Origin of the sequence: Streptacidiphilus sp. PB12-B1b, assembly GCF_014084125.1 — a bacterium.
In the GTDB taxonomy this organism is placed as follows: Bacteria; Actinomycetota; Actinomycetes; order Streptomycetales; family Streptomycetaceae; genus Streptacidiphilus.
This window is the reverse complement of the sequence record NZ_CP048405.1, coordinates 6,898,679-6,923,093: the sequence shown is the minus strand read 5'-3', so window position 1 is coordinate 6,923,093 and position 24,415 is coordinate 6,898,679. Positions and strand designations below refer to the sequence as shown.

Annotated in this window: 21 protein-coding genes and 1 pseudogene; 16 read left to right on the top strand and 6 right to left on the bottom strand. The window is 74.9% G+C overall.

The annotated features are described in order from the left end of the window. Nucleotides 1-126 precede the first annotated feature (126 nt). Nucleotides 127-1,485, top strand: coding sequence for a phosphoglucosamine mutase (glmM, locus tag GXW83_RS30020; protein WP_182446172.1), 1,359 nt, complete (start codon nt 127-129; stop codon nt 1,483-1,485). A 60-nt stretch (nt 1,486-1,545) separates the two neighbouring features. On the opposite strand, the gene GXW83_RS30015 is transcribed toward glmM, so the two are convergent. Then, nucleotides 1,546-2,616 carry a protein kinase family protein gene (locus GXW83_RS30015; protein WP_182446171.1) on the bottom strand — a complete coding sequence of 357 codons (1,071 nt, stop codon included), beginning with the start codon at nt 2,614-2,616 and terminating at the stop codon, nt 1,546-1,548. Nucleotide 2,617: 1 nt separating this feature from the next. Beyond that, on the bottom strand, nt 2,618-3,598 hold the full coding sequence (gene coaA / locus GXW83_RS30010; RefSeq protein ID WP_182446170.1) for a type I pantothenate kinase: 981 nt from the start codon (nt 3,596-3,598) through the stop codon (nt 2,618-2,620). A gap of 149 nt (nt 3,599-3,747) precedes the next feature. On the opposite strand from coaA, the gene GXW83_RS30005 reads away from it, so the two are divergent. Then, nucleotides 3,748-4,740: an ATP-binding cassette domain-containing protein gene (locus GXW83_RS30005; RefSeq protein WP_182447652.1), complete on the top strand. Its 993-nt coding sequence runs from the start codon at nt 3,748-3,750 to the stop codon at nt 4,738-4,740. 2 nt (nt 4,741-4,742) lie between these two features. Continuing rightward, complete coding sequence (locus GXW83_RS30000; protein WP_182446169.1) at nt 4,743-5,549, top strand: ABC transporter permease; 807 nt, start codon at nt 4,743-4,745, stop codon at nt 5,547-5,549. 43 nt (nt 5,550-5,592) lie between these two features. Here GXW83_RS30000 and GXW83_RS29995 read toward each other — a convergent pair whose 3' ends face one another. Further along, entirely contained in the window at nt 5,593-8,904 is a 3,312-nt protein-coding gene (locus GXW83_RS29995; protein WP_182446168.1) for a BTAD domain-containing putative transcriptional regulator, read from the bottom strand. A 118-nt stretch (nt 8,905-9,022) separates the two neighbouring features. On the opposite strand from GXW83_RS29995, the gene GXW83_RS29990 reads away from it, so the two are divergent. The 6 genes and pseudogenes from GXW83_RS29990 (at nt 9,023) to GXW83_RS29965 (ending at nt 14,947) form a co-directional block, all read left to right on the top strand. Beyond that, nucleotides 9,023-9,391, top strand: coding sequence for a holo-ACP synthase (locus GXW83_RS29990; RefSeq protein ID WP_225447333.1), 369 nt, complete (start codon nt 9,023-9,025; stop codon nt 9,389-9,391). Nucleotides 9,392-9,425: 34 nt separating this feature from the next. Continuing rightward, complete coding sequence (locus tag GXW83_RS29985) at nt 9,426-10,958, top strand: NAD(P)H-hydrate dehydratase (protein WP_182446166.1); 1,533 nt, start codon at nt 9,426-9,428, stop codon at nt 10,956-10,958. 120 nt (nt 10,959-11,078) lie between these two features. Continuing rightward, the gene (gene alr / locus GXW83_RS29980) at nt 11,079-12,233 is read left to right on the top strand and encodes an alanine racemase (RefSeq protein ID WP_182446165.1); all 1,155 of its coding nucleotides are present in this window, start codon (nt 11,079-11,081) and stop codon (nt 12,231-12,233) included. Between the two features lie 566 nt (nt 12,234-12,799). Then, nucleotides 12,800-13,915: pseudogene (locus tag GXW83_RS34585) on the top strand (alpha/beta fold hydrolase); the annotation flags it as partial. A gap of 203 nt (nt 13,916-14,118) precedes the next feature. Then, nucleotides 14,119-14,622 (top strand): tRNA (adenosine(37)-N6)-threonylcarbamoyltransferase complex ATPase subunit type 1 TsaE, encoded by a 504-nt coding sequence (gene tsaE / locus GXW83_RS29970; RefSeq protein ID WP_182446164.1) that lies wholly within the window; start codon nt 14,119-14,121, stop codon nt 14,620-14,622. A 94-nt stretch (nt 14,623-14,716) separates the two neighbouring features. Then, the gene (locus GXW83_RS29965; protein ID WP_182446163.1) at nt 14,717-14,947 is read left to right on the top strand and encodes a hypothetical protein; all 231 of its coding nucleotides are present in this window, start codon (nt 14,717-14,719) and stop codon (nt 14,945-14,947) included. A 42-nt stretch (nt 14,948-14,989) separates the two neighbouring features. Here GXW83_RS29965 and GXW83_RS29960 read toward each other — a convergent pair whose 3' ends face one another. After that, complete coding sequence (locus tag GXW83_RS29960) at nt 14,990-15,562, bottom strand: hypothetical protein (RefSeq protein WP_225447332.1); 573 nt, start codon at nt 15,560-15,562, stop codon at nt 14,990-14,992. A 113-nt stretch (nt 15,563-15,675) separates the two neighbouring features. Here GXW83_RS29960 and tsaB point away from each other — a divergent pair, with 113 nt between their 5' ends. The 4 genes from tsaB to GXW83_RS29940 all read left to right on the top strand — a co-directional run bounded on the left by tsaB (nt 15,676) and on the right by GXW83_RS29940 (nt 18,947). After that, a complete protein-coding gene (tsaB, locus tag GXW83_RS29955; protein ID WP_182446162.1) occupies nt 15,676-16,350 on the top strand; it encodes a tRNA (adenosine(37)-N6)-threonylcarbamoyltransferase complex dimerization subunit type 1 TsaB in 675 nt (224 codons plus the stop codon). Further along, complete coding sequence (gene rimI, locus GXW83_RS29950; protein WP_225447331.1) at nt 16,347-16,853, top strand: ribosomal protein S18-alanine N-acetyltransferase; 507 nt, start codon at nt 16,347-16,349, stop codon at nt 16,851-16,853. Before tsaB ends, rimI begins: the two co-directional genes overlap by 4 nt. A 6-nt stretch (nt 16,854-16,859) precedes the next feature. Beyond that, entirely contained in the window at nt 16,860-17,945 is a 1,086-nt protein-coding gene (gene tsaD, locus GXW83_RS29945) for a tRNA (adenosine(37)-N6)-threonylcarbamoyltransferase complex transferase subunit TsaD (RefSeq protein WP_182446161.1), read from the top strand. 111 nt (nt 17,946-18,056) lie between these two features. Beyond that, entirely contained in the window at nt 18,057-18,947 is an 891-nt protein-coding gene (locus tag GXW83_RS29940; protein ID WP_182446160.1) for a polysaccharide deacetylase family protein, read from the top strand. Between the two features lie 19 nt (nt 18,948-18,966). On the opposite strand, the gene GXW83_RS29935 is transcribed toward GXW83_RS29940, so the two are convergent. Next, nucleotides 18,967-20,169 carry a class I SAM-dependent methyltransferase gene (locus GXW83_RS29935; RefSeq protein ID WP_182446159.1) on the bottom strand — a complete coding sequence of 401 codons (1,203 nt, stop codon included), beginning with the start codon at nt 20,167-20,169 and terminating at the stop codon, nt 18,967-18,969. Nucleotides 20,170-20,399: 230 nt separating this feature from the next. On the opposite strand from GXW83_RS29935, the gene groES reads away from it, so the two are divergent. Further along, complete coding sequence (gene groES / locus GXW83_RS29930; protein WP_182446158.1) at nt 20,400-20,708, top strand: co-chaperone GroES; 309 nt, start codon at nt 20,400-20,402, stop codon at nt 20,706-20,708. 117 nt (nt 20,709-20,825) lie between these two features. Beyond that, nucleotides 20,826-22,457 carry a chaperonin GroEL gene (gene groL / locus GXW83_RS29925; protein ID WP_182446157.1) on the top strand — a complete coding sequence of 544 codons (1,632 nt, stop codon included), beginning with the start codon at nt 20,826-20,828 and terminating at the stop codon, nt 22,455-22,457. Nucleotides 22,458-22,558: 101 nt separating this feature from the next. On the opposite strand, the gene GXW83_RS29920 is transcribed toward groL, so the two are convergent. After that, nucleotides 22,559-23,221, bottom strand: a complete 663-nt coding sequence (locus tag GXW83_RS29920) for an MOSC domain-containing protein (protein WP_182446156.1) — start codon at nt 23,219-23,221, stop codon at nt 22,559-22,561. A gap of 88 nt (nt 23,222-23,309) precedes the next feature. Between GXW83_RS29920 and GXW83_RS29915 the strand changes: the two genes are divergently transcribed. Next, nucleotides 23,310-24,401, top strand: coding sequence for a LysR family transcriptional regulator (locus tag GXW83_RS29915; RefSeq protein ID WP_182446155.1), 1,092 nt, complete (start codon nt 23,310-23,312; stop codon nt 24,399-24,401). The last annotated feature ends 14 nt before the right edge of the window (nt 24,402-24,415 follow it).

Here is a 24,415-nt window from a genome sequence, read left to right as displayed (position 1 = left end):
TCACGCCCCGGGAGCACGGCTCCCGGGGCGTGTTGTGCGTTCGATGGGCCTGGTTCGATGGACCTCGGGGGAGGGCGCGTGCAGTGGCACCGCCTTGTGGATAGACGAGTCGCGGAGGAATGATCAGTGGGACGACTCTTTGGCACCGACGGCGTGCGCGGCCTTGCCAATGCGGACCTCACCGCCGAACTGGCGCTGGGGCTGTCGGTGGCGGCGGCGCACGTGCTGGGCGACGCCGGAGCCTTCGAGGGGCACCGCCCGACGGCGGTGGTCGGTCGGGACCCACGGGCCTCGGGTGAGTTCCTGGAGGCCGCGGTGATCGCGGGCCTGGCCGGGTCCGGCGTGGACGTGCTGCGCGTCGGCGTGCTGCCGACCCCGGCCGTGGCGTACCTCACCGGGCTGCTCGGCGCGGACTTCGGGGTGATGCTGTCGGCCAGCCACAACCCCATGCCTGACAACGGCATCAAGTTCCTGGCGCGCGGCGGCCACAAGCTCGACGACGAGATCGAGGACGCCATCGAGGCGTACTTCGAGCGCTTCGGCGGGCAGGACTGGCAGCGCCCCACCGGCGAGGCCGTGGGCCGGGTCCGGGACCACGGCGAGGGCTTCGAGCAGTACCTGGCGCACCTGCTGTCGGTGCTGCCCAACCGGCTGGACGGCCTGCGGGTGGTCATCGACGGCGCCCACGGCGCGGCCTCGAAGGTCTCGCCGGAGGTGTTCCGGCGGGCCGGGGCCGAGGTGGTGCACACCATCGGCGACGCCCCCGACGGCCTGAACATCAACGACGGCATCGGCTCGACCCACCTGGCCCCGCTGCGTGCCGCGGTGCTCGAGCACGGCGCCGACCTGGGCATCGCCCACGACGGCGACGCCGACCGCTGCCTGGCGGTGGACGCCGAGGGCAACGAGATCGACGGCGACCAGATCCTCGCGGTGCTGGCGCTGGCCATGCGCGAGGCCGGGACGCTGAGCCGGAACACCGTCGTCGGCACGGTCATGTCCAACCTGGGCTTCAAGCTGGCGATGGAGCGCGAGGGCATCGACCTGGTGCAGACCGCGGTCGGCGACCGGTACGTGCTGGAGTCCATGAAGGAGCACGGCTACAACCTGGGCGGTGAGCAGTCCGGGCATGTGATCTTCCTGGACCACGCCACCACCGGCGACGGCACCCTCACCGGCCTGATGCTGGCCGCCCGGCTGGCCGCGACCAAGCAGTCGGCGTCCGAGCTGGCCTCGGTGATGACCCGGCTGCCGCAGGTCCTGGTCAACGTCAAGGGCGTGGACAAGTCCCGCGCCGCGACCGATGCCGTGCTGCTGTCCGCCGTCGCCGAGGCCGAGGCCGAACTCGGCACCACCGGCCGCGTCCTGCTCCGTCCCTCGGGCACCGAGCCGCTGGTCCGGGTCATGGTCGAAGCCGCCGACGTGGACCGCGTGCACGCCGTCGCCGAGCGCCTCGCCGACGTCGTCCGCAAGCAACTCGGCTGATCCGCAAGCAGCTCGACCCCACCGCGACCCCGGCAGCCGCCGAAAAGGCTGCCGGGGTCGTCAGTCGGTGAGCGCGGTGTCCGGCCCGTCGATGCGGCGGAGCGCCTCCAGCGGGAACGGGGTCTGCCTGCTGTCGCGTTGGAACGCCCGGTAGAAGTCGGTCATCACCGCGGCGACCGGGGCGTGCCGGGCGATGAGCGCGGCGGCCCGCGCGGGGATGCCCGTCGGGCGCAGCCCCTGGGCGCAGGCGCGGACGAACGCGCTGCGCTCGTCCTGCCGGTGGCCGTACAGGGCGGTGACGAGCCAGATCACCAGGTGGGTGGCGGTGTAGCAGCGGTCGTAGCTCCGGTGCCGGGCGAAGAAGCCGGCCTCCTCGTCGGAGAGGTCGAAGCCGGAGGCGAGGGAGAGGCCGTAGTCCGCGAAGTACAGGCGCCGGCCGTCGGTCAGGATGTTCTGGAAGTGCGTGTCGAGGTGCAGCAGGCCGCGGGCGTTGAAGAAGGAGACGCCCGCCTCCAACTGCCCCGCCACCATGGCGCAGGCGCGGTCGGCGGCTTCGTCCCCGGCTTCGATCCGGGCGCCGAGCCAGTCGTGCAGGTTCTGCGGGATGTACTCCAGGAACAGCGCGATGCTCGCCGAGGAGTCCCGCAGCGCCTCGATCCGGCGGCGCATGCCCGGTCCGGCTCCCCAGTAGGCGAGTGCCTGCTCCACGTCGGCCAGTTCCCGGGGGAGCGCCTGCCCGGGGTGCGGCAGCACCCGCCAGTGGTACATCAGCGGGAAGCCCTCGTGCTCCCCCGCCAGCACCCAGTCGGTGGTCATGGTGTGCACGGCCAGCTCCCGCCAGGCGCCGAAGCCCGGCCCCCCGATGGTGCCGACGCCGAAGTGGCAGAAGGCGGGCAGCCCGAAGAGGTTCGCCGTGGACCCGACGTTCTCCGGCCGCCGCTCCAGGTCGGTCAGCGGCACCCGCTTGACGAAGACCGGCACGCCGTCGACCTGGAGCAGCGCCGAGGTGCCGCCGATGCCGGAGCCCATCGGCGCGGCGGCGTCCACCAGCGCGCCCAGTTCGCTGTCGCTGCACCGGGCCAGTGAGCCGGAGGCGGCCTGGTAATCGGCCAGACGCGCACCGTGCGCCATGTCAGAGCTTCCGCAGGCGGACCCGCTGGACCTTGTGGTCGCTGCCCTTGCGCAGGATCAGGCTGGCGCGGCCCCGGGTGGGGGCGACGTTCTCGATCAGGTTGGGGCGGTTGATGGTGCGCCAGACCTGGCGGCCGTAGTCGACGGCCTCCTCCTCGGGGACCTCGGTGAAGCGCCGGAAGTAGGAGGAGGGGTCCTGGAAGGCGGTCTCGCGGAGCTTGCGGAAGCGCTGCAGGTACCAGCGTTCGATGTCGTCGGCGCGGGCGTCGACGTAGATGGAGAAGTCGAAGAAGTCGGCGACGGCGACCCGGGTGCGCCCGTCCAGGCCGGGCAGCGCGGGCTGGAGGACGTTCAGGCCCTCCACGATCAGGATGTCGGGGCGGCGGACCACCAACCGCTCGTCCTGGACGATGTCGTACACCAGGTGGGAGTAGACCGGCGCGGTGACCTCGTCCTTGCCGGACTTCACGTCCGCGACGAAGCGGGTCAGCGCCCGGCGGTCGTAGGACTCGGGGAAGCCCTTGCGGGACATCAGGCCGCGGCGCTGGAGCTCCGCGTTGGGCAGCAGGAAGCCGTCGGTGGTGACCAGCTCCACCCGGGGGTGCTCCGGCCAGCGCGCCAGCATGGCCTGCAGCACGCGGGCGGTGGTGGACTTGCCGACGGCGACGCTGCCGGCGACGCCGATCACGAACGGCGTCCCGGCCTGGGTGTGGGTGTGCTCGTTGTCGTCCAGGAAGTCGTTCAGCGCGCCGCGCAGCCGGCCGGTCGCGGTGACGTACAGGTTCAGCAGCCGTGACAGCGGCAGGTAGACGTCCTGGACCTCCTGGAGGTCGATGACGTCGCCGAGGCCCCGCAGCCCTTCCACCTCCTCGGCGGAGAGCGGGAGGGGCGTGCGCTGGTGCAGCGCGCTCCACTCCGCCCGGTCGAGGTCGACGAACGGGGACGCGTCAGCGCGGCGTTGGGCTTCGAGCGTGGTCGGCACGCCCCCATTCTCCGGCCAGCCGCCGCGGTGTGGCGTGTCAGGGCGCTGTCAGCGGCGAGAGATTCGTCTCAGCGGAATGTCAGTGCCCGGGAGGAGAGTCGGTGACGCAGGACGGCACGGACGGACAGCACGACAACGGGGAGACCGCGATGACGTACGCGATCCAGGCAGAGGGCCTGGTCAAGACCTTCAAGGAGACCAAGGCCCTGGCCGGGGTGGACCTGGTGGCCCGCACCGGGACGGTGCTGGGCGTGCTCGGGCCCAACGGCGCGGGCAAGACCACGGTGGTGCGCATCCTGGCGACGCTGCTGCGGCCCGACTCCGGCCGGGCGCTGGTCGGCGGCCTGGACGTGGTCCGGGAGGCGGGCGCGGTCCGCGCGCAGATCGGCCTCACCGGCCAGTACGCGGCCGTGGACGAGATGCTGACCGGCACGGAGAACCTGCTGATGATCGGCAGGCTGCTGGGCTTCAGCCGCCGGGACGCCCGGGCCCGCGCCGCCGAGCTGCTGGAGCGGTTCGACCTGACCGAGGCCGGGGGGCGCGCGGCCGGGACCTTCTCCGGCGGCATGCGCCGCCGGCTGGACCTGGCGGCCTCCCTGGTCGGCCGACCGCAGGTGCTGTTCCTGGACGAGCCCACCACCGGCCTGGACCCGCACAGCCGCAACGGGCTGTGGGACACCGTCCGGGGCCTGGTCGGCGACGGCGTCACGGTGCTGCTCACCACCCAGTACCTGGAGGAGGCCGACCAGCTGGCCGACGACATCGTGGTGGTGGACCACGGCCGGGTCATCGCCGAGGGCACCCCGGAGGCGCTGAAGGCGCAGGTCGGCGGGCAGGTGCTGGAGCTGCGGCCGGTGCGCCCGGCGGATCTGGACGCGGTCCACCGGCAGGTCGCGGAGCTGGCCGGGGCGTCCGCCGAGATCACCCCCAACGGCCTGGTCAGCGTCCCGGTGCGGGACGTGGCGCTGATGCCCGCGGTGGTCCGGCGGCTGGAGGAGGCCGGGCTGGCCGTCGGCGAGATGTCGCTGCGCGGCTCCAGTCTGGACGAGGTCTTCCTGACCCTGACCGGGCACCGGGCCGAACCCGAACGGACCGCCGACCTGGCGGCGTCCGCCGACGAGACCGAGAAGGCAGGAGTCTGACCATGGCAACGCTCACCGCAACCCCCGCCCGGCCCGCCTCGGGCCGGGTCGGCCTCCTCGCCGGGCTGGGCCACACCGCCACACTGGCCTGGCGCAACCTCGTCCAGATCAAGCACAACCCGATGGAACTGATGGACCTCAGCGTCCAGCCGATCATGTTCCTGCTGCTGTTCACCTACGTCTTCGGCGGACAGCTGTCCGGTTCGACCCACGCCTACCTGCAGTACGCGCTGGCCGGGATCGTGGTCCAGAACGGGCTGTTCGCCACCATGAACACCGCGGTCGGGCTGAAGAGCGACATCCAGAAGGGCGTCTTCGACCGGCTGCGCAGCCTGCCGATCGCCCGCTCCGCGCCGCTGGCCGGGCGGGTCGTGGCCGACCTGGGCAAGCAGGCGTGGTCGCTGCTGCTGATGCTGGGCGTCGGCACGGCCCTGGGCTTCCGGCCGCACAGCGCGCTCGGGGTGGTCGGCGCGATGGCGCTGATGATCGTCTTCGCGCTGGCCATGTCCTGGATGATGGTGCTGGTCGGGATGGTCGCCGCCAACCCGGAGAAGGTGCAGATGCTGGGCTTCGTGGTGATGTTCCCGCTGACCTTCTCCTCCAGCGCGTTCGTCAGCGTGGCCTCCATGCCGGGCTGGCTGCAGGCGTGGGTCAAGGTCAATCCGGTGACCTCGCTGGTGAACGCCATGCGGGCGATGCTCGACGGCGGGGCCGTGGCCGTCCCGGTGATACACACGCTGCTGTGGGCGGCGGCCTTCGCGGCGGTCTTCTTCCCGCTGGCCCTGCGCGCCTACCAGCGGCGCAGCTGACCCGGCCCGTCCCTGCGCGGCCCGGCCCGGCCGCCGCCCGGGCTCAGCGGCCGGGCGGCGCGGGTTCGGGCGCGGGTACGGGTGCGCCGAGGCGGCCGACGGCCACCCCGAGCGAGGCGTTGGTGACCTCGCGCGGGGTGGCCCGGCCGCGTTCGTACGCCTGCGCGTAGCCGGCCTCGCCCAGCGCCGCCCGGGCCCCGGCCGCGATCCGGGCCACGTCCGGCGAGGACAGGTCGGGCAGGCCGCGTTGCAGGTGCGCGGCGCCCAGCAGCTCCGCGGCGCGCAGCGGATCGCCCCGGCGCAGCGCCAGATCGGCCCAGCCCTGGAGGCAGGCGGCGATGATCGGGCCGTCGTGCGCGAACACCGCCGACTCCAGGGCGGTCCGGTGCTGCTCGGCGGCGGCCTCGAAGTCGCCGCAGGCCGCCTCGACGTACCCGGCCGCCCCGGCGAGCAGCGACCGCACCTGCGGCGCGCCGTTGCTGCGGCCCCGCACCAGCTCGGCGGCCTCCCGCAGCAGCGGGCGGCTGCGCTCGGGGCTGCCGATCAGCCGGTAGGCGTCGGCGAGCGCGGTGTGGCTGGCCAGCACCATCGTCCAGGAGCCCTCGCGCAGCGCGGCGGCGGCCTCCTCCTCCAGGGTCTCGACCGCCGCCGGGCTGAAGCCGCTGCGCAGCCCCACGGCGTGGACGATCCGCGAGCGGTAGTCGCCGATGTCCCCGTTGACGCCCAGCCGCTCCTCGCAGGAGATCGCCAGCTGCCACAGCCGGAGCGCCTCGTCGATGTCGCCCCGCCACTGGGCGTAGTCGGCCATGCCGGCGGCGCAGAACGACTGGCCCCACAGGTCGCCGATGGCCCGGAAGCGCTCGGCGGCCTCGTTCAGGTACGCCTCGGACTCGTCCGTGCGGCCGACGTTCTGCAACGAGAAGCCCATGAACAGCCGGGCGGTGGCCTGGACGAACGGGTCGGGGGCGTCGAACAGGGCGAAGGCCCGCCGCTCGACGGCCTGGTCGTCGGACTCGAAGATGGCCGCCATGAGGTCGAGCAGCGGCAGCACGGGGTGCGCGAACGGATCGTCCAGCCGGTCCCGCAGCGCGATACCGGCCTGCATGAGCTCCAGCGACGCGCCCAGATCCCAGTGGGTGTCCAGGCTGTACAGGGCGGTGATCCCGCTGGTCACGGCGCGGGCGACCGGCGGGGTGGCGTCGCTGGGCATGGCCAGCGCCGCGGTGGCCAGCTCGAAGTTCTCGCCGCGCTCGCCGCGCCGCCACAGGTACCAGCCGAGCGCGGCCACCAGCCGCTGCGCGGTCGGCGCGTCGCCCTGCTCCACCGACCGGCGCAGCGCGGCGACCAGGTTGTCGTGGTCCGTCAGGAAGCGGGCGAACCAGGCGACCTGCTCGCCGGTGAACAGGTGCGGCTCGCCCTCCTCGGCCAGGGCCAGGAAGTGCGCGGCGTGGGCGTCGCGGGCGGCGGCGGTGCAGCCGGCCGCGTCCAGCTTCTCGGCCGCGTACACCCGGATGGTCTCCAGCAGCCGGTACCGGCCGTTGCCGGAGCGCGTCACCAGCGACTTGTCGACCAGCGAGGACAGCACGTCCAGGACCTCCTCCGAGGGCAGGTCCGGGGTCGCGCACACCTCCTCGACGGTCTCCAGGCCCGCGCCACCGGCGAACACCGACATCCGGGCGAGCAGCGTCCGCTCCGGCTTCTCCAGCAGCTCCCAGCTCCAGTCCACGACGGCGCGCAGGGTCCGGTGCCGGGGCAGGACGGTCCGGCTGCCGCCGGTGAGCAGGTGGAAGCGGCGGGCCAGCCGCTGGTCGATCTGGTCGGGGGAGAGGCTGCGCATCCGGGCGGCGGCCAGCTCGATCGCCAGCGGCTGGCCGTCCAGGGCGCGGCAGATCCGCAGCACCGCGGGCAGGTCCGCCTCGGTCGGGGCGTAGCCGGGGCGGACGGCGGCGGCGCGGTCGGCGAACAGCCGGACGGCGGCGAAGCCGCAGGCCGCGTCCACGGTCAGGGCGGCGCCGCCGGGCGGGTCGTCGGGGAACGCCAGCGGCGGCACCGGGTGCAGCTGCTCGCCGGTGATGCCCAGTGGCTCCCGGCTGGTGGCCAGGATGCGCAGCCCGGGGCAGTCGGCGAGGAGCCGGGCGGCGAGCACCGCGACCGCCTCGACGACGTGCTCGCAGTTGTCCAGCACCAGCAGCAGCGGCCGGTTGCCCAGCGCGGTCACGATCCGCTCGGTGACCTCGGCCACCGGGTGCGGCACGGCGGTCGGCCGTTGCGCCCCGGCGGAGCTGCGCAGGTGCAGCGTGGCCAGGACGGCGGAGGGGACGTCGCCGGGACTGCCCACGGAGGCCAGCTCCACCAGGCCCACGTGCGGCGCGTCGCTGCCGGACGCGGTCTCCAGCGCCAGCCGGGTCTTCCCGGCGCCGCCGGGCCCGGTCAGCGTGACCAGCCGGGCGGCGGCCAGCGCGGCGCGGACGGCGGCCAGGTCGGCCTCCCGGCCGAGGAAGCTGGTGAGCGGCGCGGGCAGGGCGCGGGGCGCGGGCTGCGCCGACCGTCCCGGCTGCGCCGACCGGGTGGCGGCGGCCGACTGCGGCGCGTCCGTGCTGTCGGTGTCCCGGGTCTGCGGGGGGTCGGTGTCCGCGTCGGTGGAGAGGACCGCCAGGTGGGCCCGGCGCAGCAGCGGGGAGGGGTCGGTGCCGAGCGTCTTCGCCAGCAGCGCCTTGCCCTCCTCGTACACGGCCAGGGCTTCGGCGCTGCGACCGGACCGGTGCAGGGCGCGCATCAGCAGCGCCCGGGGGCGGTCCCGCAGCGGGGCGGCGGCGGTGCGCGCGCCCAGCTCCGCGACCAGCTCCGCGACCAGGTCGGCGTCCGGCTGCCGGGCGCAGTCGGACTGCTCCAGCCGGGCCTCCAGCAGGTCCTCGCGGGCGTTCTCGCGCAGCGCCTCCAGTCGGGCCGCCTCCTCGGCGAAGCCGGGCACGTCCGCCAGGGCCGGGCCGCGCCACAGCGCCAGCGCGGCGCCCAGCCGGGGCACGGCGTCCCCCGGCTGCCGCAGCAGCGCCTCGAACCGGTGCACGTCGATCTGCGCCCGGTCCAGCTCCAGGCGGTAGCCCGCGGGCGTGGCGGCCACCAGATCCCGGCCGATGGCCCCGCGCAGCCGGGAGGCGAGGGCCTGGAGCGCGTTGGCGGGGTTGCCGGGCCGGGCATCCGGCCACAACGTGTCGATCAGCCGGGCGGAGGACACCGGCTGGCCCGCCTCCAGCGCCAGCGCCGCCAGCAGCGTACGCAGCCGGGCACCGGCCAGCTCGACGGCCGAGCCGTCGGCGTCAATGACGGTCAGAGGGCCGAGCAGTCGTATCCGCACGGAGCCATTGTCCAGGCAACGGCGGCGCGACGGGAACGCGTTTCTTGGGAGCGGGGGTGCCGTGGTGGACGATGAGGGCCGGAACCGGGGCGTCGGGCCCGGGACAGAGGGAGGCAATGTGATCATCGGGGTCGGGATCGACGTGGCGGCGATCGACCGTTTCGAGGCGTCGCTGGAGCGGACGCCGGGCCTGGCCGAGCGGCTGTTCACCGGCTCCGAGCTGCTGCTGCCGAGCGGCGAGCGGCGCGGCGTCGCCTCGCTGGCGGCCCGGTTCGCCGCCAAGGAGGCCCTGGCCAAGGCGCTCGGCGCGCCCGTCGGGCTGGCCTGGACCGACGCCGAGGTGTGCACCGAGCCCTCCGGGCAGCCGAGGCTGGAGGTGCGCGGCTCGGTCGCGGCCCGCGCCGAGGAGCTGGGCGTTCGGTCGTGGCACCTCTCGCTCAGCCACGATGCGGGCGTAGCGTCGGCAGTGGTGATCGCCGAGGGCTGAACCGAGGGCTGACGGAACCGGAGGGGGTTCGCGGATGCGGTACGCGCACACGGTCGAGCAGGTACGGGCGGCGGAGGCCGCGCTGATGGCACGGGTGCCGGAGGGCACGCTGATGCAGCGGGCGGCGGCCGGGCTGGCCGCGGCCTGCGTCGAGCTGCTCACCGGCGGCGGCCCGGGGCCCCGGAGCGGGCTGCGCGGCAGCCGGGTGCTGGTGCTCGCGGGCAGCGGCGACAACGGCGGTGACGCGCTGTACGCCGGGGCCCGGCTGGCGGCCCGGGGGGTCGCGGTGCGGGCGGTGCTGCTCGCACCGGACCGCGCCCACGCCGCCGGTCTGGCCGCGCTTCTCGCCGCGGGCGGCACGGTCGCCGCACCCGGCCCGGAGGCGGAGCCGGACGGGGCCGCAGCCGATCGGCTGGCCGGGTGGGCGGATCTGGTGCTGGACGGGATCGTCGGCATCGGGGGGAAGGGCGGGCTGCGGGCCGGAGCCCTGCCGTACGCGCGGGCGGCGCGGCGGGCGGGGGTGCCGGTGGTGGCGGTGGACCTGCCCAGCGGCGTGGACGCCGACACCGGCGAGGTCGCGGGCGAGGCGGTGCGGGCCGCGCTCACGGTGACCTTCGGCACGCACAAGCCCGGGCTGTTCGTCGACCCGGGCGCCCAGCACGCCGGCGCCGTGCGGCTGGTGGAGATCGGCATCCGCCCGCCCGTTCCGGCCGTGGAAGTGCTGCAACACGCCGACGTGGCCGCGCTGCTGCCGCGCCCCTCCGCCGAGAGCGACAAGTACCGCCGGGGGGTGGTCGGTGTCGCCGCGGGCTCCGAGCGCTACCCGGGCGCGGCGGTGCTGGCGGTGTCGTCGGCGCTGCGCGGCGGCGCGGGCGCGGTCCGCTACGCCGGGTCGGCGGCCCGCGAGGTGGTCCGGGCGCACCCGGAGACGCTGGTGTCGCAGGGCGGCCCCAAGGCGGCGGGCCGCACCCAGGCGTGGGTGGTCGGCCCGGGGCTCGCGGACGGGTCCGAGGCCGAGCGCACCCTGGAGGAGGCGCTGGCGGCGGGCGTGCCCACGCTGGTGGACGCCGACGGCCTGCGGCTGCTGGCCCGGCGCGGCGGCCCGGACGGGCCGGGCGGGCTCGCCCGCGAGCACGGCGTGCTGCTGCTGACCCCGCACGCCGGCGAGGCGGCGGCGCTGCTCGCCGGGGCGTGCGAGACGGCCACCCCGGAGCAGGTGGAGGCGGCCCGGCTGCGGTACGCCCGGCGCATCGCCGAGCTGTACGGCTGCACGGTGCTGCTGAAGGGCTCGACCACCGTGGTCGCCGGTCCGGACCCGGCCGCGCCGGTGCGGGTCAACCCGACCGGGACGCCGTGGCTGGCCACGGCGGGCAGCGGGGACGTCCTCTCCGGCCTGGCCGGTTCGCTGCTGGCGGCCGGACTGGCGCCGCTGGACGCCGGCAGCGTCGCCGCCTACCTGCACGGCCTGGCGGCGCGGATCGCCTCCGGCGGCGGGCAGGCGCCGGTCACCGCCTCGGACGTGGCGGCGGCGCTGCCCGCGGCGTGGCGCAATGTCGTCGACCGCTGACGGACCGTACTGTCCGGTGCGGTCGCCGGACGGCCGCCGACCGTGATCGTCCGCGAGCGCGCCGGGAGGTTGGTCCGGCGGCGCCGCGGTCTGGGAGACTGACCGGCAATGGAATCTGCGATGCGTGCCGAAGCCGTGGTCGACTTGGCGGCGCTGCGGGGGAACATCCGTGCCCTGCGCGACCGAGCCGGGTCGGCTTCCGTCATGTCCGTGGTCAAGGCCGACGCCTACGGCCACGGCATGGTCCCGTGCGCCCGGGCGGCCCTGGAGGCGGGCGCCACCTGGCTCGGCACGGCCACCCCGGACGAGGCGCTGGCGCTGCGCGCCGCCGGGATCACCCCCGACCAGGCCCGCGTGCTGTGCTGGCTGTGGACGCCGGACGCCCCCTGGGAGCAGGTGGTCGCCGCCGACATCGACATCACCGTCAGCGGTGAGTGGGCGCTCGCCCGGGTGGTCGCCGCCGTCCGGGCCACCGGCCGTCCGGCCCGGGTCCAGCTGAAGGCCGACACCGGCCTCGGCCGCAACGGTGCGCAGCCGCACGACTGGCCCGGCCTGGTCCGGGCCGCCCGCGCGGCCGAGGCCGAGGGCCTGGTCTCCGTCACCGGCCTCTGGTCGCACTTCGCCTGCGCCGACGAGCCGGGGCACCCGTCCATCCAGGCGCAGCTCACCGGCTTCGGCGAGGCGCTGGCCGTGGCCGAGGCGGCCGGGCTGCGCCCCGAGGTGCGGCACATGGCCAACTCCCCGGCCACGCTGCTGCTGCCGGAGGCGCACTTCGACCTGGTCCGGCCGGGCCTGGCGCAGTACGGCCTGTCGCCGGTGCCGGAGGTCGGCAGCCCGGCCGACTTCGGGCTGCGGCCGGTGATGACGCTCCAGGCGTGGCTGGCCGGGGTGAAGAGCGTCCCGGCCGGACACGGCGTCAGTTACGGCCACAGCTACGTCACGCCGACCGCCACCACGCTCGGGCTGGTCCCGGTGGGCTACGCCGACGGCGTCCCCCGGCACGCCAGCGGGACCGGGCCGCTGTGGCTGGGCGGGAAGTGGCGCACCATCGCCGGGCGGGTGGCCATGGACCAGTTCGTCGTCGACCTGGGCGGCGACCCGGCCGAGGTCGGTGACCGGGTGGTGCTGTTCGGCCCCGGCGACCACGGCGAGCCCACCGCCGAGGACTGGGCCCGCGCCTGCGGGACCATCTCGTACGAGATCGTGACCCGGATCGGGCCCCGGGTGCCGCGCCGCTACGTCGGCCTCGGCGGGGCTGACGGCGGCGGCGGATGAGCGCCGACGAGGGGCGCTCGGCCGCGGCCGACGCCGTCCAGCAGGTGCGGGAGGTGGCCGGGTCGGTCGTCGGCGACATGGCCGCGGGGCGCTGGCGGCGCGCCGGGCTGGTCGGGCTGTCGCTGGGCGTGGTCGCCGCGGGCGCGGCGGCGGGCGTGGCGGTGGAGCGGATGACCGTCGGCCGCGACATGCGCCGCAGGGCACGCGCCGAGGTGGACGCGGCCGCGCCGTTCGGCGCGCTGCGCGGGGTGCCGTACACCGTGGCCGCGGCCGACGGCACCGAGCTGTACGTGGAACTGGACGGCACCGGCTGGGCAGGCACCCCCTTCGCCCGCAAAACCGCCACCCCTCCGGCCCCCACCGTCACCCCCGGCCCACCGTCGGCCCCGGCCGCCCGCCCGACCCCCGCCACCGCCGACCCGGCCGACGGCCCCGGCGGCAGCGCCGCCCGCCCGTCGCCTCCTGCCGCCCGTCCCGGCTCCGCCCGCGCCAGTGCTCCTGCCAACGGCACCGCCACCGCCGACCCGGCCGACGGCCCCGGCGGTGGGGCTGCCCCCGGCCGCCCGTCGGCGCAGGCGGCCCGCCCCGCCTCCGCCGACGCGAGCGCTCCTGCCAGCGGCACCGCTCCGGCCGGGCGGCACGGCGTCGGTGACGGTGCCGCCGCTGCGGATGGGGCCGCCGGGGCCGGGGCCGATGGGGCTGAGGACGGGCGGCGGGGGTGGTTGGGGCGGCTGCGCGGTGCCGCGCCGGGCCCCGCTCCCGCGTCCGCGCGCGGCGGCGGGCCGCTGGGCGGTGTGCTGTCCGGGGCCGTCGGCAGCTGGCTGGGGCTGGCCCCCACCCCGCCGCTGACCGTGGTCTTCTGCCACGGCTACTGCCTGAACCAGGACAGCTGGCACTTCCAGCGCGCCGCCTTCCAGGACGGCCTGCGGCTGGTGCTGTGGGACCAGCGCAGCCACGGCCGCTCCGAGCGCGGGCGCTCCCAGACCGCAGGTGAGCCCGCCTCCATCGACCAGCTCGGAGGCGACCTGAAGGCCGTGATCGACGCCGTCGCCCCCACCGGCCCGCTGGTGCTGGTGGGCCACTCCATGGGCGGCATGACCGTGATGGCCCTCGCCGACCAGTACCCCGAGCTGGTCCGCGAGCGGGTCGCGGGCGTCGCGTTCATCGGCACCACGGCGGGCGGCTGGAGCGGCAACAGCCTGGGCCTGCCCTCCTACGGCGCCAAGATGCTGCACCGGGTCGCCCCCGGGGTACTGCGCGCGCTCGGCAGGCAGGCCGAGCTGGTGGAGCGCACCCGCCGCCTGGGCAGCGAGCTGACCTCGGCGCTGTACCGCAAGTACTCCTTCGGCACCGAGCAGGTCGACCCGGCCCTGGAGCGCTTCGCCCAGCGGATGCTGGAGTCCACCCCGATCGACGTGGTCGCCGAGTTCTTCCCCGCCTTCGACCTGCACGAGAAGGTCGCGGCGCTGGCGGCCTTCCGGGACCTCCCGGCGCTGGTCCTGGTGGGCACCCGCGACCTGCTGACGCCACCCTCGCACAGCGAGGTGATCGCCGCCGAGCTGCCCGGCGCGGAGCTGGCCGTCGTCCAGGACGCCGGGCACCTGGTCATGCTGGAGTGCCCGGAGCTGGTCAACGGCCGGTTGGCGGTGCTGCTGGAGCAGGCCGCCCGGCGGTCCGGCGCGCCGCTGCCGCAGTCCGTCCGCGAGCTGGCCGGGACGGCCGAAGTCGTGCCGTCCGACGCCGCTCCCGCAACCGACCCGGACCCCGAACCCGACCCGGACCCCGAACCCGACCCTGAACCCGGCCCCGGGACCGGCCCGGCGACCCCCGACACCCCGGAGGCGCGGGCCTGACCGCCCGCGCCGTCCCACCTGAAAGGACCCCCATGCGGCTCACCGTCTCCGACCCGGAAGCCATGCGGGATCTCGGCCGCGCCCTGGCCGCCCTGCTCCGCCCGGGCGACCTGGTGCTCCTCTCCGGAGAGCTGGGCGCGGGCAAGACCACGCTCACCCGGGGCCTCGGCGAGGGCCTGGGCGTGCGCGGCGCGGTCACCTCGCCCACCTTCGTCATCGCCCGGGTGCACCCCTCGCTGACCGGCGGCCCGGCCCTGGTCCATGTGGACGCCTACCGCCTCGGCGGCGGCCTGGACCAGATGGAGGACCTCGACCTGGACGTCTCGCTGCCCGAGTCGGTGATCGTCGTGGAGTGGGGCGAGGGCAAGGTCGAGGAGCTGTCCGACTCCCGGCTGGAGGTCCGGATCGAGCGGGCGCTGGGCGGCGAGGATCCCCCGGCGGACGATGCCGCGGACCCGCGCACGGTCACCCTCACCGGCCTCGGCGAGCGCTGGGCCGGGGCCGACTGGGAGCCGCTGCGGGCCGACCGGGTCTGACCCGATGGCATCGGCAGTTGTTATTCCGACGCTGTGTCGGGAAGATGGGTGAGGTAAGGAACGAGGCCGTCACAGGACGATTCCGGGAGGCGACATGTCCGGCACGACCCCCCGTGGCACACGTACCGGCACCGGAACGGGCTCCGGCATCGCCGCGCTGCTCGCCGCCTCCGGCGCGGTCAGGGCGGTCTCCACGCCGCCGCCGGACGCCGTGCCCGCGCCGGGCCGCACGCCCGGGCTGACCGCCCAGGCGCCGTCGGACGCGCCCGGCGACTGCGGCGAGCACGGCGGCCCGCTGCCGCAGAGCTCCCGGGCCGCCGCCTAGACCGCCCAGACCGCCCAGACCGGCCCGGGTGCAGCCCGTCCGTCAGGCGATGACGACGACCGGGGTGCCCTGGGAGGCGAAGGCGTACATCTCCTTGCCGTCCGCGATCGACTCGCGGATGCCGCCGGTGTGCTTGGACGGGTCGGGCGAGGCCATGGAGCCGTCCACCGCCGAGCTGAACCCGATCTCCACGCCGTCGTGCATGGTGAACAGCACCGAGTTCTCGATCTCCACCCCGTCCGAGCCCGGGTGCGGGGCGGCCTTGCCGCCGTTGACCGCGTAGCTCCCCAGCGGCGGGCTGACCGCGCTGGCCTGCACCGGGAAGCTGGGCGCGGCGGTCTTCGAGGACGGGTCCACCAGCCACACCCGCCGCTGGCCGAGCGAGTACACCACCCGGCGGCCGGTGCCCGAATCGCCCGGCACCGCCACCGGCGCGTTCGCGCCCCTGCCGCCCTTGCCGGGCTTGGCCGGACCGCTTGCCACCGTGCCCGCCCTGGGGCCCGCCGCGGTGGCGGCCGTCGCGGAGCTCTTGGCCTGCAACGCCAGCATGGTGACCACGGCCAGCGCCGAAGCCGTCAGCCCGGTGACGACGATGCCGGAACCGATCTTCGCCACGAGTCCTCCTGCGCCTGACTGACATTCCGATGAACAGCGTGCCCATCCTGCCAGGCCCGCCCGCAAGGGAGGACCCGGGCGGTCCGGTTGGCGGGACGCTCTAACCTGGATGGGTGCTGCTCCTCGCGTTCGACACCGCCACCCCCGCCGTCACCGCTGCCCTCCACGACACGGAACGGCAGCTCACCCTGGCCTCCTGCGACCGGATCGACGCCCGCCGCCACGGCGAGCTGCTGCTCCCGGCCGTGGACGAGGTGCTGCGCACCGCCGGGGCCGCCAAGGAGGACCTCGGCGGCATCGCCGTCGGGACCGGACCGGGCCCGTACACCGGGCTGCGGGTCGGCCTGGCCACCGCCGCCGCGCTCGGCCACGCCCTGGGCATCCCGGTGTACGGCGTGTGCACGCTGGACGGCGTCGCGCACGCCGCCCGCACGGCCGGTCTCACCGGCCCCTTCGTCGCGGCCACCGACGCCCGCCGCAAGGAGGTCTACTGGGCCTGCTACGACGCCGAGGGCCGCCGTACGTCCGGGCCGGACGTGGACCGCCCCGCCGACATCGCCGAGCGGGTCGCCGGGCTGCCCGCCGTGGGCGCGGGCGCGCTGCTCTACCCGGAGGTGTTCCGGCAGCCCGCGCCCGGCATGCCCGAGCACCAGTCGGCGGCCGCCCTGGCCGACTGGGCGGCCCGGCGGCTCGCCGCCGGCGAGGCCCTGCTGGAGCCGGTGCCGCTGTACCTGCGCCGGCCCGACGCCGAGGTCCCGAAGAACTACAAGACGGTCCTGCCCGCATGATCATCCTGCGCGAGATGCGCTGGTGGGATGTGCCCGCCGTGCTGGAGCTGGAGTCCGGGCTGTTCCCCGAGGACGCCTGGTCGGTCGGCATGTTCTGGTCCGAGCTGGCCGACGCCCGGCACCCCCGGGCCACCCGCTGGTACACCGTGGCCGAGGCCCCGGACGGCCGGATCGTCGGCTACGCCGGGCTGATGGCCATCGCCGGAGAGGGCGACGTGCAGACCATCGCCGTGGCCCGCGAGCACTGGGGCGGCGGCCTCGGCGCCCGGCTGCTCACCCGGCTCGTCCGGCAGGCCGTCGAGGCCGGCTGCGAGGGGCTGCTGCTGGAGGTCCGGGTCGACAACGACCGCGCCCAGCGGCTCTACGAGCGCTTCGGCTTCGAGCCGATCGGCATCCGCCGCAACTACTACCAGCCGTCCGGGGTCGACGCCCTGGTGATGCGGCTGGACCACCCGGCCGACGCGCTGCCCCGGCCGAACACCGCAGACAACGTAGGAGCATGACCCGCCATGGCTGACGAACCGCTGGTCCTCGGCATCGAGACCTCCTGCGACGAGACCGGCGTCGGCATCGTCCGGGGCACCACCCTGCTCGCCGACGCCGTCGCCACCAGCGTCGAGGAGCACGGCCGCTTCGGCGGCGTCGTCCCGGAGATCGCCAGCAGGGCCCACCTGGAGGCCATGGTGCCCACCGTCCAGCGCGCGCTGGACGAGGCCGGGATCAAGGCGGGCGACCTGGACGGCATCGCCGTCACCGCCGGGCCCGGCCTGGCCGGCGCGCTGCTGGTCGGCGTCTCCGCCGCCAAGGCGTACGCCTACGCCCTCGACAAGCCGCTGTACGGGGTGAACCACCTGGCCTCGCACATCTGCGTGGACCAGCTGGAGCACGGCCGCCTGCCCGAGCCGACGATGGCGCTGCTGGTCTCCGGCGGGCACTCCTCGCTGCTGCTCACCTCCGACATCACCAGCGACGTCCGCTCGCTCGGGGCGACCATCGACGACGCCGCCGGTGAGGCGTTCGACAAGGTCGCCCGGGTGCTCGGCCTGGGCTTCCCCGGCGGCCCGGTGATCGACCGCTACGCCGCCGAGGGCGACCCGGCGGCGATCGCCTTCCCGCGCGGCCTCAGCGGCCCGCGCGATCCCGCCTACGACTTCTCCTTCTCCGGCCTCAAGACCGCCGTGGCCCGCTGGGTCGAGGCCAGGCGCCGGGCCGGGGAGGAGGTGCCGGTGCGGGACGTCTCCGCGTCCTTCCAGGAGGCGGTGGTGGACGTGCTCACCCGCAAGGCGGTCCGGGCCTGCCGGGACGAGGGCGTGGAGCACCTGATGATCGGCGGCGGGGTGGCGGCCAACTCCCGGCTGCGCGCCATGGCCCAGGAGCGCTGCGAGCGGGCCGGGATCGAGCTGCGGGTGCCGCGGATGAAGCTGTGCACGGACAACGGGGCGATGGTGGCCGCGCTGGGCGCGGAGATGGTGTGGCGCAACCGCAGACCCTCCTCCTTCGACCTGTCCGCCGACTCCTCGCTGCCGGTCACGGAGACCCACGTGCCCGCCGCGGAGCCGCTCTCGCACGAGGACCTGCACCGGCTCTCCGAGTGAGGCCCACGCAGTGAGGCCCACGCCACACCCGTTCCTGGGGGTGTCCTGGGAACTCCCTGGCAGCGGCTAGCGTCTGTGCCGGAGTAGTCGACACCCCCGGGAGCACACAGCGTGAAGCGGCACGGCAGGACCCTCGTCAGCACGGCCGGGGCGCTCGTCCTCGCGGCACTGGCCGCAGGATGCGGCAGCGCGGCCTCCGCGGGCGCGGCGGCCTCCGCCCCGCCGTCGGCGTCCGGGGCGGCCGGGGACGCCGCCACCGGCTCCGCGTCCGCCTCCGCCGACCCCGCCGCCTCCGCCTCGGCGCAGGCGGCGGCCTGGGCGAAGTGGGGCCTGACCCCGCTGCCGCCCGCGCCCGCCCCGCCCGCCGACCGGCCGGTCAAGCTGACCCGGAACGGCAAGGTCCCGGTGATCAAGCAGGTGCCCACCGACCAGAAGGTCGTCTTCATCACCGTGGACGACGGCGCAGAGAAGGACCCGGCGTTCATCCGGATGATGCAGGACCTCAAGGTCCCGATCACCATGTTCCTGATGAACGACGCGATCAAGAACGACTACGCGTACTTCAAGCCGCTGCAGGCCATGGGCAACAGCATCCAGAACCACACGCTGCACCACCCGGCCATGAACACCATCAGCGAGGCCCGGCAGAAGCAGGAGATCTGCGGCGACCAGCAGATCCTCACCCGGCAGTACGGCACCGCGCCGTTCCTGTTCCGGCCGCCCTACGGCGCCGGCGCCTACTCGACCGCGCTGAACACCGCCGTCCAGGACTGCGGGCCGCGCGCCATCGTCTACTGGACCGAGACCATGGAGATCACCGGCCTGGAGTACCAGACGCCCAGCCGCAAGCTCCAGGACGGCGACATCATCCTGGCCCACTTCCGCGGCCCGTCCGAGCTGAAGGGCGAGACCATGACCGCCATGTTCGCCAACCTGCTCAAGCGCATCCACGAGCAGGGCTTCGCCGTCGCCCGGCTGGACGACTACATCCAGAAGCCCTGAGCCCCCGTCAGCCGTCTCCTCAGGGCGTGCGGACCGGCTGCCCCAGCAGCATCATCGGGGCGCCGCCCACCCGGGTGAGGACCACCGTGCAGGAGTTCACTCCTTCGGGTCGGAGTTTCCGGCGCAGCTCCTCCGGCTCGATCGCCGACCCGCGCTTCTTGATGACGACCGTGCCCACGCCGCGCTCGCGCAGCACCGCCTTGAGCTTCTTCAGGCCGAACGGCAGCACGTCGGTGATCTCGTACGCCGTGGCGTACGCGCTGGGGCGCAGCTCGGCGGCGGTCAGGTAGGCGATGGTCGGGTCGATCAGCGTCGCGTCCAGCTCCCGGGCCACCTCGGCGACCAGGTGGGCGCGGATCACCGCGCCGTCCGGCTCGTACAGGTAGCGCAGGACCGGGCCCGGCTCCGGGTCGGGCAGGCGCCCGCCGACCAGGCTGGCGCCGGAGGGCAGCAGCGTGGCCCGGTGCGGCTGCTGCGGCTGCGGCTGCGTGCCGAACCACAGCACGGCCTCCTTGACGTCCCCGGCGTCGGAGACCCACTCGGCCTCGGCGCCCTCGGGCACGGCCTCGTGCGGGATGCCCGGGGCGACCTTCAGCGCGGCGTACGGGGTCTGCCGGGCCGCGCCGACGGCCCAGCTCAGCGGCGGCGAGTAGGCCTCCGGGTCGAAGATCCGGCCGCCGCCCCGGCCCGCGCCGCCGCGCGCCCCGCGCCGGGCCGGGTCCACGAAGACCGCGTCGAAGCCGGTCAGGTCGATGTCGGCGACGTCGGCGCAGCGCTGCTCGATGAGGCCGTCCAGCCCCAGCGCCGCCGCGTTGGCCTCGGCGACGGCGCAGGTCAGCGGGGAGCGGTCGACGGCCAGGACGGAGATCCCGGCCCGGGCCAGGGCGATGGCGTCGCCGCCGACCCCGGAGCACAGGTCCGCCAGCCGCTTCACGCCCAGCGCGGCGAAGCGGGCCGCGCGCCACTGCGCCACGCTGCCGCGGGTGGCCTGCTCGACGCCGTCCGGGGTGAAGTACATGCGCTGCGCGTCCGGGCCGAACTTGGCCGCCGCGCGCTGCCGCAGCCGGGCCTGGCCGATGGCGGCCGACACCAGCGCGGCCGGGTGGGTGCGGCGCAGCCGGGTCGCCACCGCCAGCTCCTGCCCGGGCGCGTGGTCGCGCAGCTCGGCCAGCAGTGCCTGGCCCTCGTCGGTCAGCAGCGCCCGGAAGTCGTCGATCTCCACGCGCCCATTGTCCACGGGGGCACCGGAGCGGAGGAGTTCGGGCGCGTCGTTGGCACTCTGGTTGACTGAGTGCTAACGGCGGCCTAGTGTCGTCGTTGGCACTCTCCACTGGAGAGCGCTAACCCGCGAAGAGGGCGCGTCCGGCACCGCGACGACGGCTGCGCCATACCAATCTCTCCGCGACCCAAGACATGAATCACCCCGTGATCTCCGAAGGGGGAGGTCGGAACGTGACGACCACCAGCTCCAAGGTTGCCATCAAGCCGCTCGAGGACCGCATTGTGGTCCAGCCGCTCGAAGCCGAGCAGACCACGGCCTCTGGCCTGGTCATCCCGGACACTGCCAAGGAGAAGCCCCAGGAGGGCGTCGTCCTGGCCGTGGGTCCGGGCCGGTTCGAGGACGGCCAGCGCCTGCCGCTCGACGTCGCCGTCGGCGATGTCGTGCTGTACAGCAAGTACGGCGGCACCGAGGTCAAGTACAACGGCGAGGAGTACCTCGTCCTCTCGGCGCGCGACGTCCTCGCAATCGTCCAGAAGTAAGACCCAGCTGTCTGCAGCTGCGACGCTGACCGCAGAGTCGTGACCAACCCGGGCCCCAGTAGTCACTGAGTGATACCGGGTGCCCGGGTTCGGTTGTTTGAGAGGGAAACCCTAAGCATGGCGAAGATCCTGAAGTTCGACGAGGACGCCCGCCGCTCGCTCGAGCGCGGCGTCAACAAGCTGGCCGACACCGTGAAGGTGACGATCGGCCCCAAGGGCCGCAACGTCGTCATCGACAAGAAGTTCGGCGCTCCGACCATCACCAACGACGGCGTCACCATCGCCCGTGAGGTCGAGCTCGACGACCCGTACGAGAACCTTGGCGCGCAGCTCGTCAAGGAGGTCGCCACCAAGACCAATGACATCGCGGGTGACGGCACCACCACCGCGACCGTCCTGGCCCAGGCGCTGGTCAACGAGGGTCTGCGCAACGTCGCCGCCGGCGCCGGCCCGTCCGGGCTGAAGAAGGGCATCGACGCCGCCGTCAAGGCCGTGTCGGACCACCTGCTCTCGGTCGCCCGCGAGATCGACGGCAAGGAGGACATCGCCGCCGTCGCCGCGCTGTCCGCCCAGGACCAGCAGGTCGGCGACCTGATCGCCGAGGCCATGGACAAGGTCGGCAAGGACGGCGTCATCACCGTCGAGGAGTCGAACACCTTCGGGCTGGAGCTCGAGTTCACCGAGGGCATGCAGTTCGACAAGGGCTACCTCTCGCCCTACATGGTCACCGACCAGGAGCGGATGGAGGCGGTCCTGGAGGACCCGTACATCCTCATCCACCAGGGCAAGATCTCCTCGATCCAGGACCTGCTCCCGCTGCTGGAGAAGATCCTCCAGGGCGGCGCCAGCAAGCCGCTGCTGATCATCGCCGAGGACGTCGACGGCGAGGCGCTGTCCACCCTCGTGGTGAACAAGATCCGCGGCACCTTCAACGCGGTCGCGGTCAAGGCCCCCGGCTTCGGCGACCGCCGCAAGGCCATGCTCGGCGACCTGGCCACCCTCACCGGTGCCACCGTCATCGCCGAGGAGGTCGGCCTCAAGCTCGACCAGGCCGGTCTGGACGTGCTGGGCACTGCCCGCCGCGTCACCATCAGCAAGGACAACACCACCGTCGTCGACGGTGCCGGTGACGCCTCCGAGGTGGCCGGGCGGGTCGCGCAGATCAAGGCCGAGATCGAGAACACCGACTCGGACTGGGACCGCGAGAAGCTGCAGGAGCGACTGGCCAAGCTGGCCGGCGGCGTCTGCGTGATCAAGGTCGGCGCGGCCACCGAGGTCGAGCTCAAGGAGAAGAAGCACCGTCTCGAGGACGCCATCTCGGCGACCCGCGCGGCGGTCGAGGAGGGCATCGTCGCCGGTGGCGGCGCCTCCCTCGTGCACGCCCAGAAGGCGCTCGACGGCGGCCTGGGCCTGACCGGCGACGAGGCCGTCGGCGTCGCGGTGGTCCGCCGCGCGCTGGTCGAGCCGCTGCGCTGGATCGCCCAGAACGCGGGCCTCGAGGGCTACGTCATCACCACCAAGGTGGCGGAGCTGGAAGAGGGCCAGGGCTACAACGCGGCGACCGGCGAGTACGGCGACCTGCTCAAGGCCGGCGTCATCGACCCGGTCAAGGTCACCCGCTCCGCCCTGCAGAACGCCGCGTCCATCGCGTCGCTGCTGCTCACCACCGAGACCCTGGTGGTCGAGAAGCCGGCCGAGGAAGAGGCTGCCGCGGGCCACTCGCACGGCGGCCACGGCCACAGCCACTGACCTCGGTCAGTACCGCCGCCGACCTGGGGTCGGCGGCCACGGCACGCGCCTGACCAGGGGCGCGGCGGACGGAACCCCGTCCGCCGCGCCCCTCGGGCTTTTCAGCGGCGCAGCCGCTGGGCGGCGTGCTCGCGCTGGTGCGCGCCCAGCTCCCGGACGTCCAGCAGCAGCGGCAGCAGGTCGGGCTCCAGCGTCAGCGCGCGGAACACCATGCCGCTGGTCAGCGCGTGGTCCGGGCGGGAGAGCACGGTCACCTCGTCCCCGGCGGTGATCTCGCCGGGGGTGATCACCCGCAGGTACGCGCCGGGGAGCGCGCGCTGGGTGAAGCGCTTCATCCACCCCCGCTCCTCCAGCCAGCCCGCGAAGGTGCGGCAGGGGATGCGGGTCGCGCACACCTCCAGCACCACCTGCGGGCCGATCCGCCAGCGTTCGCCGATCAGCGCGTCGCTGGTGGCCACGCCCAGCGTGGTCAGGTTCTCGCCGAAGACGCCGTTCGCCAGCTCCCGGCCCAGCTCGCGCTGCCACAGGTCCAGCTCCTCGCGGCCGTAGGCGTAGACGGCCTGGTCGTCGCCGCCGTGGAAGCGGTGGTCGCAGACCTCGTCGCCGGCGATGCCGCTGCCGCTGCTGCCCGCGGTGCCGCGCGGGCCCGGCGCGGCGACGGCGACGCTGCCCCGGGCCGGGCGCTTGTCGATGGCGGTGCGGCCGATGTCGGTGTGGGCCGAGGCCCGCGCGCGGCCGAGGTTGAGAGAGAGCAGCTTCCCCATGGGCCGAGGGTAGTCCGGCCGCGCCCGGCGGGTATAAGCCTGTGGACAACTTTTACCCGGTGTCCCAAGCCGGGCTTATGCTGAAGCCGTGATCGAGGCCCGCCATCTCCGCGTGCTCCGCGCCGTCGCCCGGACCGGTTCGCTTTCGGCGGCCGCCCGCGAGCTGGGCTACACCCAGCCCGCGGTGAGCCAGCAGATGCGGGCGCTGGAGAAGACGGTGGGGACGCCCGTGGTGGTGCGGGCGGGCCGGGGCGTGCGGCTGAGCGAGGCGGGGGAGGTGCTGGTTCGGCACGCGGGCGTGATCCTGGCCGGGCTGACGGCGGCGGAGGAGGAGCTGGCGGCGATCACCGGGCTGCGCTCGGGGCGGGTGCGGCTGTCGTCCTTCCCCACGGCCAACTCGGCGCTGGTGCCGTCGGCGGTGGCCGAGGTGCGCTCGGCCGAGCCGGGGGTGCGGGTGTCGCTGACCGAGGCCGAGCCGCCGCAGGCGCTGGCGCTGCTGCGCGGCGGCGACTGCGATGTCGCGCTGGCGTTCCGCTATCCGGGTGAGCCGGGCCGTCCGGGCGGGCCGGGCGGGGTGCGGCTGCCGGGCGGCGTCGCCGGATCGCGGTGGCAGGCGCGGGCGGCGGCGGTGGTCGAGGCCGCGGCCTCGGCGGCGGGCTGCGACTGGGGCGGGCTGGCGGTGCGGCCGCTGCTGCGGGACCGGCTGGTCTGCGTCGTCCCGTCCGGCCACCCGCTGGCCGGACGCGCCCTGCCGCAGCGGGCGGACGGGCCGGACGGGCGCGACGGGCCTGGCGGGTCGGACGGGCCTGGCGGTGCCGGGCCCGCGCCGGTGCGGCTGGCGGAGCTGGCCGGGGAGCAGTGGATCGCGGGCTGCCCGCAGTGCCGGGGCCATCTGGTGGAGCTGTGCGAGGGGGAGGGCTTCACCCCGCGCATCGACTTCGCCACCGACGACTACCCGGCGGTGTTCGGGCTGGTCGCCGCCGGGCTGGGGGTGGCCGTGCTGCCGGAGCTGGCGCTGGCGTCGGTGCACCCGTCCGGGGTGGAGGTGCTGCCGCTGGCCCCCGTCGTCCACCGGGAGGTGGTCGCGCTGACCCTGCCGGATCTGCTGCCGGTTCCGGCGGTGGCGCTGATGCTGGACCGGTTGGCCCTGGTCGCCGCGCGGCGCGCGGACGCCGGCTGAGGCGTCCGGGCGCA